12 protein-coding genes and 5 pseudogenes are annotated in these 11,739 nt (G+C 68.4%); 7 read left to right on the top strand and 10 right to left on the bottom strand.

Translation table 11 applies throughout. The features are described 5' to 3' along the window. Positions 1–431 precede the first annotated feature (431 nt). Positions 432–794, bottom strand: a complete 363-nt coding sequence (locus AB0M99_RS36645) for a hypothetical protein (protein ID WP_365928414.1) — start codon at positions 792–794, stop codon at positions 432–434. A gap of 193 nt (positions 795–987) precedes the next feature. Here AB0M99_RS36645 and AB0M99_RS36640 point away from each other — a divergent pair, with 193 nt between their 5' ends. Together AB0M99_RS36640 and AB0M99_RS36635 are read left to right on the top strand one after the other, a co-directional pair. Continuing rightward, complete coding sequence (locus AB0M99_RS36640; RefSeq protein ID WP_365928412.1) at positions 988–1,410, top strand: hypothetical protein; 423 nt, start codon at positions 988–990, stop codon at positions 1,408–1,410. Positions 1,411–1,468: 58 nt separating this feature from the next. After that, a pseudogene (locus AB0M99_RS36635) lies at positions 1,469–1,573 on the top strand (heavy metal transporter CzcB); the annotation flags it as partial. Between the two features lie 207 nt (positions 1,574–1,780). Here AB0M99_RS36635 and AB0M99_RS36630 read toward each other — a convergent pair. The 3 genes and pseudogenes from AB0M99_RS36630 to AB0M99_RS36620 form a co-directional block, all read right to left on the bottom strand. After that, entirely contained in the window at positions 1,781–2,365 is a 585-nt protein-coding gene (locus AB0M99_RS36630) for a DinB family protein (RefSeq protein WP_365928410.1), read from the bottom strand. 342 nt (positions 2,366–2,707) lie between these two features. Next, positions 2,708–2,890: pseudogene (locus AB0M99_RS36625) on the bottom strand (IS3 family transposase); the annotation flags it as partial. A 16-nt stretch (positions 2,891–2,906) separates the two neighbouring features. Next, positions 2,907–3,053, bottom strand: a pseudogene (locus tag AB0M99_RS36620) (IS110 family transposase); the annotation flags it as partial. A gap of 154 nt (positions 3,054–3,207) precedes the next feature. Between AB0M99_RS36620 and AB0M99_RS36615 the strand changes: the two are divergent. Continuing rightward, positions 3,208–4,917 (top strand): IS1634 family transposase, encoded by a 1,710-nt coding sequence (locus tag AB0M99_RS36615; protein WP_365928408.1) that lies wholly within the window; start codon positions 3,208–3,210, stop codon positions 4,915–4,917. 414 nt (positions 4,918–5,331) lie between these two features. Continuing rightward, positions 5,332–5,898 (top strand): TIGR04222 domain-containing membrane protein, encoded by a 567-nt coding sequence (locus AB0M99_RS36610; protein WP_365928406.1) that lies wholly within the window; start codon positions 5,332–5,334, stop codon positions 5,896–5,898. 154 nt (positions 5,899–6,052) lie between these two features. On the opposite strand, the pseudogene AB0M99_RS36605 reads toward AB0M99_RS36610, so the two are convergent. Next, positions 6,053–6,142: pseudogene (locus AB0M99_RS36605) on the bottom strand (SMI1/KNR4 family protein); the annotation flags it as partial. A 173-nt stretch (positions 6,143–6,315) separates the two neighbouring features. Then, positions 6,316–6,684 carry a hypothetical protein gene (locus AB0M99_RS36600; protein WP_365928404.1) on the bottom strand — a complete coding sequence of 123 codons (369 nt, stop codon included), beginning with the start codon at positions 6,682–6,684 and terminating at the stop codon, positions 6,316–6,318. Positions 6,685–6,820: 136 nt separating this feature from the next. On the opposite strand from AB0M99_RS36600, the pseudogene AB0M99_RS36595 reads away from it, so the two are divergent. Next, positions 6,821–7,036 (top strand): annotated as a pseudogene (locus AB0M99_RS36595) (site-specific integrase); the annotation flags it as partial. Positions 7,037–7,210: 174 nt separating this feature from the next. On the opposite strand, the gene AB0M99_RS36590 reads toward AB0M99_RS36595, so the two are convergent. The 4 genes from AB0M99_RS36590 to AB0M99_RS36575 all read right to left on the bottom strand — a co-directional run bounded on the left by AB0M99_RS36590 (position 7,211) and on the right by AB0M99_RS36575 (position 10,512). After that, positions 7,211–7,987, bottom strand: a complete 777-nt coding sequence (locus AB0M99_RS36590; protein WP_365928402.1) for a MerR family transcriptional regulator — start codon at positions 7,985–7,987, stop codon at positions 7,211–7,213. Positions 7,988–8,150: 163 nt separating this feature from the next. Then, entirely contained in the window at positions 8,151–9,272 is a 1,122-nt protein-coding gene (locus AB0M99_RS36585; RefSeq protein ID WP_365928416.1) for a serine hydrolase domain-containing protein, read from the bottom strand. Positions 9,273–9,643: 371 nt separating this feature from the next. Continuing rightward, the gene (locus AB0M99_RS36580; protein ID WP_365928400.1) at positions 9,644–9,880 is read right to left on the bottom strand and encodes a hypothetical protein; all 237 of its coding nucleotides are present in this window, start codon (positions 9,878–9,880) and stop codon (positions 9,644–9,646) included. Between the two features lie 245 nt (positions 9,881–10,125). Then, complete coding sequence (locus AB0M99_RS36575) at positions 10,126–10,512, bottom strand: DUF3592 domain-containing protein (protein ID WP_365928398.1); 387 nt, start codon at positions 10,510–10,512, stop codon at positions 10,126–10,128. 130 nt (positions 10,513–10,642) lie between these two features. Between AB0M99_RS36575 and AB0M99_RS36570 the strand changes: the two genes are divergently transcribed. Together AB0M99_RS36570 and AB0M99_RS36565 are read left to right on the top strand one after the other, a co-directional pair. Then, entirely contained in the window at positions 10,643–10,813 is a 171-nt protein-coding gene (locus AB0M99_RS36570; protein ID WP_365928396.1) for a hypothetical protein, read from the top strand. A gap of 26 nt (positions 10,814–10,839) precedes the next feature. Further along, positions 10,840–11,739 (top strand): endonuclease/exonuclease/phosphatase family protein (locus AB0M99_RS36565; protein WP_365928394.1); only part of this gene is annotated, 900 nt, incomplete at its 3' end.

The following is an 11,739-nucleotide window of genomic DNA, read 5'->3' as shown; positions in this document are numbered from 1 at the left end:
CGCACGCTTCGCCCGCCGACCGAAACCACCCCAGATACCCAGCCAGGTCTGGATCAACGACCCAGCCAAACGCAGAGAACCCGAACCACAAGGTTCATAGCACCACAAACATCTCATTTAACTTGACAACTACCGCTCCGAGGCTGGCAAGGCCGTAGCCACGACAGCGAGCAGTACCGCCAGGTCCGGAAGGCGGCAGCGCCGCGAAAGGGATGAGGTGTGCCGGGCGGGCGGGGAAGACGGCTGGTCCAATGGACGCTCCAAGGGTGTCGGAGTCTCCGGGCCATCGCACCGTCGCCGCGACCAGGAAGCGCGGAGCGGTAGCCCGCAGGCGGGTGGATCAGGCACGTGGGGAGGCAGGGGGGGCATCCAGTACCCCGGCGGGGTAGCGGACGCCCACCCCTAACGGCAGGCTGCAGCTGCCGGAACGGTCAGCGGATGACGAGGACCGATTGGAAACCGGGTCCGTTGGCCAGTTCCTGCCCGTCCTCGAGCTGGAAGTCCGGGTTCCCCGCGCACCCCGCGACCCGGAACAGCTGGATGATCCGGCCGGTCTCGTTGAAGAAGTCCCGCCCGACGCGGATGCTCTTACACACCCCGATCCGGTGCTCGTTCGTGGCAGCCCAGCCGTCGACGACGTCGACGTGGATGGTCTTCTTCAGACGAGTCGGGTCTTCGAAGGCGTAGAAGTGGATGTTGGAGGAGGCGCTGGCGGGGGCGGCCAGCGACGGGGCCAGCAGAGAAGCGAATGCGAGCGTGAGCACGGTCAGGCCGCGCAGCGAGTTCTTGATCACGCCACGGTTTTAGCAAACACGCAGGGTTACGGACAGACCTTTGAGCGAGAACCAACCCGTGTGAGTTACCGACTTTCACCGGCAAAACGACACTGCGCCCATCCCCCGATCCCGCTACGCGAGACCTGTCGCAGCCTCGCAACCTTCGTGGCGGACTTTCCCCAGAAATCGAACGTGTGTTTCCACTGGGGGTGTGAGAACACCATTCCGCTTCCCGCCTGACCTGCTCGCCATCGAACGGGCGTGGCTGGCCACCTACACCGATCTCGCCAAGGCCCCGGCCACCGGGACGACGGTGCTGCGGCAGCGGCTGATCGCCCTGTCCGGGCAGCTGTGCACCCATCCTTACTGGGAGACGGCCGCCGACTGGCGGGCCGGCGGCGTCGCTGCGCCGCGCCGCCCGCACACCCGCCCCCGCAGAACGGAACCCGGTATGAACGAGCAGGCCACCGGTACGCCCCGCTCGCAGCCCGTACCGGCCACCCGGGGACCCGGCCAGACGGGACCCTGCGCGCGGTACCGGTTTTGCGCGCGGTACGGGACCCCGGCGAACCCCCCGGAGAACCCCTTCTGCGAGACCCGCCGCGCCAAGCGACGGGCGCAGCACGGAAACTGACCATGGAACCGTCCGCCGGCTCCAGCCGGCTGGAGCTGCTGCGCTTCCTCGAACGACGCTCGCCGTCGGCCGGGCCATGGCCGAGGCAGAGCGCTTCGGTGACCCGCTCGTCCTCGCCGCCAGCATCCGGCTGCAGGCGCACGTCCTGGTGCGTGAGCAGCACGCCCGCCAAATGTTCGTACGGGGGTCCGCCGGGGGCCGTTCGCGTTCTGACCTGCTGCGGAGCGTTCTGCTGGCCTCCGTCCGTACGGCCGCGGACGCGAATGCAACCAGAACTGCAACCATGGACGCGTCCCTGGCCGAGGGGCGGACGGCCTGATGGCTGCGGCTGCGGCTGCTCAGTACGTCGGGCAGAGGTGCGTGTGTGCTGTCAATCGCTGATTGGTGTGGCCGACCTGGCGGCCTGCTCGATCTTCGCGCGGTGGGCTGCGCGGGCTTCCTCGTCGATCGGCTTCTCGTGTTCGGCGCGCAGCCCGGTCCGGCCGTCGAGGCCCTCGCGCAGGATGTCGGCGTGGCCTGCGTGTCGGATGGACTCGCCGAGGACGTGGACCATGATCGCGAACAGGTTCGTGTTGGGATGGGGCTCTGGCCACCACGGCACGTGGCCGGGGGCGTCGAGGGAGAGCTCGTTGATCGTCGCGTCCGAGTGTTCCCACGTGCGCCGGTAGAACCCGATGATCTGATCGCGACTCTCGTCCTCGGCCGCCCACTGATCGCTGCCGTCGGAGTCCTGCCACCGGGGCAGCGGTTCCGGGGAAGGGCGGTCGAAGACCTCGCCGAAGTACCTGGCCTCGACGGTGGCCACGTGTTTGACCAGGCCGAGGAGGTTGGTCCCGGTCGCCGTCAAAGGCCGGCGGGCGTCGTACTCAGACAAACCGTCGAGTTTCCAGAGCAGCGCCTTGCGGTCCCGCCACAGTCTCCCGTGCAGGTTGTCCTTCGCGAATTCATCGATCATGCGGCATGAGCCTGCCACGGGCTACTCGTGGTCTCAAGATCCCGTACGTGACCCGCAACGACCGGCAGAGGGGGCATCCATGAATTGCAGAAGTCTGCAATTTCATAGATGCTGTGGTTGCTGTGTCCGTCGGTAGCCGCGGGCGCAGCACCAAGCCGTTTGCCCCGCTCGGGGTGGTGAGAAGGGTGCGAGACGCGCCAGCAGGCACCGTGCTGATCGCGATCCTCAAAGAGTGGCGGGGCCAGCACTTTCACAACAGGCCCTAGTACTGCAATGAACCGTTCCGGGTTCGGTAGAGATCTCAGATGTTGGTTGTGACCTGCGGGGTTTCGTGGTTGCGCGGTAGTGGTTGTTCTCGTATTCGACGGGCGGGACGTGGCCTATCTCACCGTGGAGTCGACGGTGGTTGTACCAGTCGACGTACTCGGCGGTGGCGAGCTCGACGTCGGACAGCGTCTTCCATGGCCGTCGGGGTTTGATCAGCTCGGTCTTGAACAGGCCGATCGTGCTCTCCATCAGGGCGTTGACGCTCCTATAGTTGTCAACTGGCCGCAGAGGCTGTCTGTGGGGCGGGTCGGAGCAGGTGGTAGACCTCGCGGATGACGTAGCGCTTGAGGCAGCGAATGATCTCGCGTTTCGTCTTGCCTTCGGTGGTGCGGCGGGCGACGTAGGCGATCGTCCTGCGTTCCGCGTAATTCAGGGGTTCTGGAGTACCTGCCGGGTTGAAGGTGCAGGTCAGCGGGGTGAGGGCTGGCGACGCGGCCGGATTCGCCTAGAGACGCGACTTTGCGGATTCGCCTGCGCTGACCTGGAGTTGCTCCGTAGGGTCTGGAGTCGTGTACGTGAAGACGACGAAGCGGGAGAACAAGTCCGGCACAGTCCGGTACCTGCACCTGGCCCACAACGAGTGGGATCCGGTGAAGGGCCGGGCGGTCCCGAAGGTCCTGTTCACGTTCGGCCGTGAGGACGACCTCGACCGGGACGCGGTGAAACGCCTGGTCGCGTCTCTATCGCGGCTGCTGGAGCCGGGAGAGGCGCTGGCCTCGACCGCGGCGGGTGACCTGGAGTTCGTCTCGTCAGTCCCGTTCGGGGGCATCTACGTCCTCGATCATCTGTGGCGGCGGCTGAAGATCGACCAGATCGTCGGGCAGGTGGGACAGCCCAAGCGGGGTCGGCGCCGGGATATGTCGGTGACCGAGCGGGTGCTGTTCTCCCTGGTCGCGAACCGGGCCCTGGCTCCGTCGTCGAAGCTGGCCGCCGCGGACTGGGTCACGCACGACGTGCATGTCGACGGCCTGGCCGCGACCGACGACGACGCCTGCTACCGGGCGATGGACTGGCTCCACGAGGTGACCGACGACCTTGAGAAGCGGGTGTTCGACGAAGTCGCGAACCTCCTCAACCTCGAGGTCGATCTGCTGTTCTTCGACACCACCAGCACCTACTTCGAGCTGGAGGAGGCCGACGAGCCCGTCGCCCGCGACGACAAGGGCCGCCTCCTGCCGGCCGCAGACGACAGCGGTGACACACCGGACCAGGCCGGGTTCCGCGCCTTCGGCAAGTCGAAGGACTCCCGCGACGATCTCCCGCAGATCGTGATCGGGATGGCCGTCACCCGGGACGGGATCCCGGTCCGCGTCTGGTCCTGGCCCGGCAACACCGGTGACCAGAAGCTGATCCGGCAGGTCAAGGACGACATGCGCGACTGGACCCTGAGCAAGATCGTGTGGGTCACCGACCGGGGATTCTCCAGCGAACGCAACCGCCGCTACCTCCGCCAGGGCGAGAACGCCTACATCGTCGGCGAGAAACTCCGCTCAGGGAGTCCGGAAGTGAAGGCGGCCCTGTCCCGGCAGGGCCGCTACGGCGAGATCGCCGGGAACATGCGGGTCAAGGAGGTGCGGATCTCCGACACGGAACGGTTCGTGATCTGCCACAACCCCGAAGCCGCAACCCGTGACCAGCGCATACGCGAACAGCTCGTCGCCCAGCTCACGACCCTGATCGAGGACACCGACAAGCTCAGCGACTTCAAGCGCGGCGAGCTCCGCGGGAAGATCGCCGACAAGCCCGGCCTCAACCGCTACCTCCGCACGCCCCCGGCCGGCAAGCTCCGCATCGACACCGCGAAGGTCAAGGCCGAGGAGAACCTCGACGGCAAGTACCTGCTGCGATGCTCCGACCCGCACCTGACCGCGGAGGACATCGCCCTCGGCTACAAGCAGCTCCTCGAAGTCGAGCGAGGCTGGCGGGACATGAAGCAGATCATCGACCTGCGGCCCGTCTACCACCGGCTCGAGGAACGCATACGCGCACACGTCGTCCTCTGCTGGCTCGCCCTGCTGCTGATCCGCATCATCGAGACGACCACCGGCGCGACCTGGACGACCGTCCGCCGCGAGCTCGACCGGCTCCACCTCGGTACCTTCACCGGCCCCACCGGCCTGTTCCGGCAGGTCACCACCCTCACCAAGCCCCAGACCGACCTCCTGACCAAGCTCAACATCCCCGCACCGAAGCAGATCATCGCCCTCGAACCCACACGCCGCTGACCAGCACGAACACCAGCGCCTAGAGAAACGCCTCTCAGGCGCCCTCACCCATGTCCGCCCAGGTCAGACCCCAGATTCGTGACTCCAGGCCGCTGAATTACGCGGAACGCAGGCTGGAACTGCTTCCTCTGGGACCGTCCGTCCCAGTATCAGGCTGTCCGGGCAGCGGGGGGAACTTCACTCCTGCCATTCCTCCGCGGCTGCGGCCAACCCGGCCTGAATACGGGCGGCCTCCTCACGACGACCTGACAGGCCACTACTCCCACGGGCCTACCGCACCAATCCGCAAGCAGCGGAAACACGCCAGCGCGGCCGTGGCTCAAGTTTTGCTCTGAGATCGCGGGAAGAGGGTTGGGCGCTGCGCTGTCAGGTGACACTCCTGGCGGATGAAGTGGGTCGAAACGGGGGGCTGGTATGCGGTGGGTGTTCCGGCAGTTCGCAAGGGGCTCGGACGAGATACGGGATCTGGATGTGTACGACATCGCGTTCCTGGCGGGCGGGGCGCGGCGGGTGGCGGACAGCGCGATCGTCGCGCTCAACAGGCGCGGCCTGCTCGTGGTGCACGCCTCGCAGGTGCGTACGGTGGACGGGGAGTTGCCAGGGCATGCGGTCGAGCGTCGTGTGGTCGCGTTCTGCGGGCACACTAGGAGCATCGACGCCGTGCGCTCCAACCTGCAACGCTCCCTGGAGAGCTATGAGATCGGCCGTCGGCTGGCCGCATGGGGCCTGGTGAAGGGCGCGGACCGCCGGGTGACCCGTAGCGGCAGACGACACCTGGAGGCGGCCGGGCGCGACGCGAGCATCCCGGAGTACGTCCTGCGCGGGGCCGCCGGCCTCCTGGACGCTACGGTGCGACGCCCGGCCGGCCACACGCAGGGGGCTGCGCCCCGACGCGACCCTGCGCCGCAAAGGCGCAGGAGCCAGAGCCCGACGACGGGGCGTAAGTTCCCGCGCCTGGACGTCGACTCCGGCGGCGAGTGAGATCTCAGGTGTCCACCTCATCCCCCACGCCCGCGGTGAGGCCGACGGGGGCCTCCGGCAGCCCGAAGGTCCACGCGTGGTGTTCCACGCGCGGGCCCGGGCGTACTTTCCCCTGGTTCCCCCGCGCGGATCCATGACCCGCAGGGAACACCGTGTGTTGTTCCTCGCCGAACGAGTGGCTGCGCAGCGGTTGGAACGGGATCGCGGCCGGCTTGCGACGCAAGCGGGGTATGCGGGGATCCATGGTGCATCTTCTCTCGTTCCCGTCAACCTATGGCAGCTGTCAGCTGGCCAGCAGCACCCTCATTCCGCACGGGAGCGAAGCCGACGCGGCCGAACATCTGGCCCTTGAGCATCTCGATCCGGTTGACGTGTCCCAACGTGACCGCGACGGGATCGTGGCGACGCGTGCCGCTGTCACATCCCGGGTATGTCGTAGCCGGGGTCTGGATGCTGACCGGGGGTCCACCACTCAGTGAGACCCCACACCCCGAGCGCGAGCGCGGCTACGGCCGCGACTGCCCCGGCCCAGGGCGGCACCCGCCTGATGGCCAAGGCCCAGGAGAGGAGCGGCACCAGGGCGCCGCCGAGCAGGATGAGCGGGAGGTCGACAAAGAGCACGCTCAGATCGCGAGCGTGGGCCTCAAATCCTCCGTCGATACTGAACGCGGCGCGTGGTGCCCAGACGGCCAGCCCGGTCAATGCACCGAGGCCGGCGAGGAAGTACCTGGCCTGGCGCTCGGCCTCCGGCTTCGTACCGGTCCGCCCTGGAGTGTTTGCCCTCATGCCCTCTGGACGCGGCAGCTCGACACGCGGTTGCAGGGACAGCCGACGCCTACGTGCCGTCATGGGCAGGCAAACGTGGGCCGATCCAGCGGCGGCCGCGTCCGCACTCGCCGCGCGCGCCGTCTCCAGCCACTCCCTCGCAGCCCTTACCTCGCAACCGAGCGCCGTCCGGAGCTACGGCGGCGCCGTCGGGAAGACCGCTCAGCGGATCGGCGCGGTGCTGTCCTGGAGCAGTTGGTGCGCCGAGCCCGGGTACGACCGGCCGGCGGTCCCCGCCTGGGCAAAGCGGCTGCCGCTGCCGGATTCGGGCACCCTGGTGCGCTCGAAGATGGAGTTCGACCGGCTGAAGGCTTCGCCGCGGGCGGGCGCGTGGTTACTGCGTGGCTCGACCGGCCGCTGGGTGTCGATGACCGTCTCGTGGACGCCGTGCTCGTACCTGGCCGGCAGCGTGCAGTACCGGGGGGCGTTGACGCGGTAGAGGGCGCCGCAGATCCGCAACGGCGGCACCGACTTGCCACAAGGCTCGTCATGGGCGTGGGATGGGTACGCCTGCGGAGCGGAGTCGGGCCTCGGTGAGCGCGGTCAGGCGGGCTGAGACCGGGGCCTGGTCCCCGCGGTGGTTATTGATCAGCCGGTATTGGGTGGAGGCCTTGTTCCAGGCCCGCTGGCTGGTGGGGTTTCCCAGCAGCGCGGGGTTGGCGAGGTAGTGGTCGGCCATGGCGGTCGCGAGTTCTTCGATCCTCGGGTCGTCCGGTTCCCAGGTCTCGGCCTCCTGGCCGCGCTTGGCCAGGTCGACGTACTCGGGGTCCTCCAGCCGGTGTTCGAGCTGGGCCAGGAAGCCGTCGAAGCCCTCCGGCACCAGTACCCGTGCCAGCACCAGCGCCTCGCGCTGTGCGGCCACGTAGTCGGGGCCAAAACCGAGGCCGGGCATCCGCTCCAGGACCGCGCAGGCACGCTCGGGCAGCAGGGCCCGGTCGCCTTCGGTGAGCCGGTGCAGCGTGTCGAGGCGCGCTACCAGGTCCGCGATCCGGTCGGTGAGCTGCTGCGCGACGTCGGCGAGGGCGTCGGCGAACTGGCCGGCGTCGGCGTCGAGCAGCGGCCCGATCTCGGCCAGCGGCACCCCGGCGGCGGCCAGTGTCCGGGCCTGCACCAGCCTCAGCAGCTCCTGCGATCCGTACCGTCGGTATCCGGAGGCGTCGCGCTGCGGCTCGTCGACCAGCCCGAGCCGGTGGTAGTGGCGCACCGTCTTCACCGTGACGCCGACGAACGCCGCCGCCTGTCCGATCGTGACCCCGCTCGTCATCCGCTCAGCCTGCCTCGTGCTCGGGCTCGGCCACGACGCGCCGCGTGGCCGAGCAGGGGAAGGGGCCGCGCCGAGTCCGTCAGGCCCGGCGCGGCCCCGGTTCGCGTTCTGTCTGACGCACGACCGGAAGGGGCCGCCACTCGAAGCGTATGGGCCCGGGCGTTCAGTGCGTCGGCCGCGCCGGATCGGTCTGCCCGCCGCCGAACACCTCGCTGACGAGACGCTGTTGGGCGGTCTGGAATGCCGGCGCTACGGACATGTCGGCGTCGTCCACGTAGGTCAGCCCGGCGGTCATGGTCGTGCGACCGTCTGGCGTGCTGTACATCAGCGCCGCTGAGCCGATGGTGGCGCCGTTGTGGTGGAAGACGGTGCCGCCGCCCGCGCCCAGGTCCTGGGCGAACACCCCCAGGCCGTAGCCGATCGTGGCCTCCGGGGTGCGCATCTCGGCCAGCAGTCCGGCCGGCAGGAGCCGGCCGCCCATCAGTGCAGAGAAGTACGTGTGCAGGTCCTTGGTGGTCGAGATCATGTCGCCGCCGGCCGCAACCCAGGAGGGGTCGTGGCGGGTGACATCGACCGTCTTCTCCTGCCCGGCGTCCTCGTAGCGGTAGTAGCCGTGGTTGTGAGGCGCGGGGACCTCCGGCGAGGTACCCGGCGCCACGGTGCCGGTCATCCCGAGGGGCCCGAGGATCAGCCGCTGCAACTCCTCGGCGAACGAGCGGCCGGTGACGCTCTCGATCACCATCCGGGCCAGCACGTAATTGGTGTTGGAGTAGCTCCAGCCCGACCCCGGAGCGAACCGCGCCGGCTTGGACAATGACAGCCGCACCAGTTCCTCGGGCAGGTAGGTGTGGAATCGCTTGTCCACCCACTCCTTGCCCCGCCAGGGGATCCCCAGCACGACCGTCCCGTCCTCGTAGAGCTCACCGGTGTGGCTGAAGATCCCACTGGTGTGCTGCAAGAGCATTCGCACCGTGATCCGCCCGTCCAGCCCGAACCCGGGCAGGTAGTCACCGGCCGGGGCGTCCAAGCCGATCCTGCCCTCAGCCACCAGCATGAGCACCGATGCCGCGACGAAGTTCTTGGTGCTGCTGCCGATGCGGAAGTGTCCGTCGGTCAGCGGCTCGGCACTCTGGCCGAGCTCGCGCGTCCCGGCGCTGCCGACCCACTCGCCCTGCCCGTCGTTCACCCGCAGCTGCACCCCGAGGAGACCGGACTCGACGATGTCCTCGATCGCCTTCGTCAGCTCCGGGCGATCCTGCTCCTGACCGGGCGGGGTGATGGACATGATGGACATGTTGCTCCTTCAGATCTGCTGTGCCCGCGTCGGCGTCGGGCCGTTGCGACGAGCCTGCAGCCTGACCCAGGGTCAACCTCAACCGTGTTCCAGCTCACAGCGGGATGGCGGGATGACGGGATGACGGGATGATCGAGTCCTGCCATCTGCTCCACTCCGCTTACCAGGTGCCACATGGCTCCCACGGCAGCAGCCGGGACTCCTGCCTTGCCGGTCCACCGACAGAGGTCATACCGGACCCCGACGCATCAGGGGCGTCCGACTCCGCCATCCATCATGTCCAGACCCGCCGCCGTCACCATAGGGAGTCAGTACGTCACGCATGGTCCACAGCGTTGCCGTCTGAGCGGCTGGCCGACGAGTCAGGGCATCCGCCAGTGGAACTTCCCGCCGCCGACCCAACGGACCTCGGCCGGATCGTCGAGGTCGTGGATCGTGATGCCGGCGCCCGAGGCGGTCAAGAGCACGTCCGTCATGCACGTGGCCATGCCGACGACTTCGCCGTCGACCTCGACGATGCGGAACGGCGGATCGCCGTCGTACAGACGGAGCACGGTGACCCGCGCCGGCGCAGTGTAGGGAATCGCGCCTTCGGTCATGTGACGCTCGCCTCCGCCACTTGTCCGGGGCGGGGACCGAAGCCGCGGACGCTTGGCGCTGTGCCTGGAGTCGGAGCTGCACCCCATCCCGAAGGACGGGTTTGGTCCCACAAGGTGCTCATGCCCCTCTCCCGGTCGGTTACTCCTCAACAGATGTGCGGCGCCGAGTGCTGGACGTGGCAGCGTCGGTCCAGCGGGCTTGGGGTCCGGGGGCAACAGGGAGTGTGCACGGACTCCTGCGGCGGTCAAAGAAGGATCAGCAGGAGGAGAACCGACAAGGTGCCTGCTGTGAGCACGGTCCCCACCACGGCGAATACCGTGTCGACCCTCGTTGAGTCCCAGCCCTGGATCGCGAAACGGCGGGGGTTCTGCTCGTCGTAGCGGACCGTGACAGAGGTACCGACTCCGAAGCCGCGTCCGACGGTGCCGCGGCCGAGCCTGGAGGAGTACTCGCATGCGCGGCCGTCGCGGGTCGTCCAGGCCACGACCGGGTGGTGGTACTTGGCTCCGTCGTCGTCTCGGCGGGTTTCGTGACGGACGACTTGCCCTGCCGCGGTGACGCCGGTGCGACGAAGCGCACCGGCGAGGCGGAGTCCGTACGCACCGATGCAGAGGAAGATCACGCCGATCACCAGGGGTATGAGCGAGAAGAGCCATTCGCGTTTCATGTGGTGTCCGACGCCTGGGTGCCGGTATTGGTTGCCCGGCCCAGGAGTGCCTTCTGTCTCCCGGTGACCTGCGGACCCGCACGCACCGACGATCGTGGGGACCGTCCCCGTCGCCGACCTCACCGACCCGGCCAGAACAGTCCTCCTGGAACCCGCCTGGATGATCGAGATCGCCATCGGCGACGAGGATCCCGTGGACTCGGTCATCCTCCTCATCCGCGGCACCGGAGACGCACCTCGATTGCGCGTCGAAGGCGCCGTGTGATGATGTGCGTCCACTCCGGGGAGGCGATGGTGCTGAGAAGAGGCGCGCGGTGGGCCGCGGGCGTGATGGCCGCGATCTGCTTGGCACTGCTCCTGGGCCCCGGCGCACCGAGCGGTGACGTCCCCCTCAGCAGACTGCTGCCGTTCGACGCCGCCGAGGAGGTCGTACCGGACCGGGTCGGCACGTGGAACATCTGCAATCCGTGCGGGAGCGGCAACAACTTCGGCCGGGCGACGGAGATCGCCACGTACGCGCCGCAGGTCATCGGCCTCCAGGAGGCGTGCGTACGTGACGTCGAGCAGATCCGCACGTACCTGGAAGAGGTCTACGGGCTGGCCTACCGGGTCGAGTACGGGACGGTCCTGCGGAACTGGAACCGCTGCGGAGGGCTGCCGTGGCGGCCGGGCGGCTTCGGCCAGGCGATCCTCTCGGCGGCGCCGATGACTGACCGGGTGAGCGTCGATTACCCCGACGGCGGCTCCGAGGAACGCGGTTACCTCGCCGTCACCACACTGGTGGGCGGCCGGCCCGTCCGCGTCTTCAACACCCATCTCGCCGAGCGCCGGCAAGGACCGGTTCGGGCGGGCCAGGTGGCGGCACTCGCCGTGGAAGTCGCCCGTCACGACCGCGCCATCGTCCTCGGCGACTTCAATGCCCTGCCACACGCCCCCGAACTCGGCCCGATGTGGGCCCTGGCCCTGGACACCGACACCGGCTGCCGCCCGTCGGCCACCAGCGCCCGCACCTGCGCAACGACCACCGACTGGAACAGCAAGTTCGACTACGTGTTCCTGCGCGGCTTCACCCCGCGCACACACCGGGTCCGGCCCAGACTCCCGGACAGTCTTTCCGGTCGGTGGCGGGAAGCGCGGCTGCGGTGTCAGTGCGCTGAAGTATCCTTCCCGCCACCGCACACCGATTCGAAG

The organism is Streptomyces sp. NPDC051183, from assembly GCF_040682455.1.
In the GTDB taxonomy this organism is placed as follows: domain Bacteria; phylum Actinomycetota; class Actinomycetes; order Streptomycetales; family Streptomycetaceae; genus Streptomyces.
The sequence above is the reverse complement of the archived record's forward strand: the minus strand, read 5'-3'. Positions and strand labels throughout refer to the sequence as shown.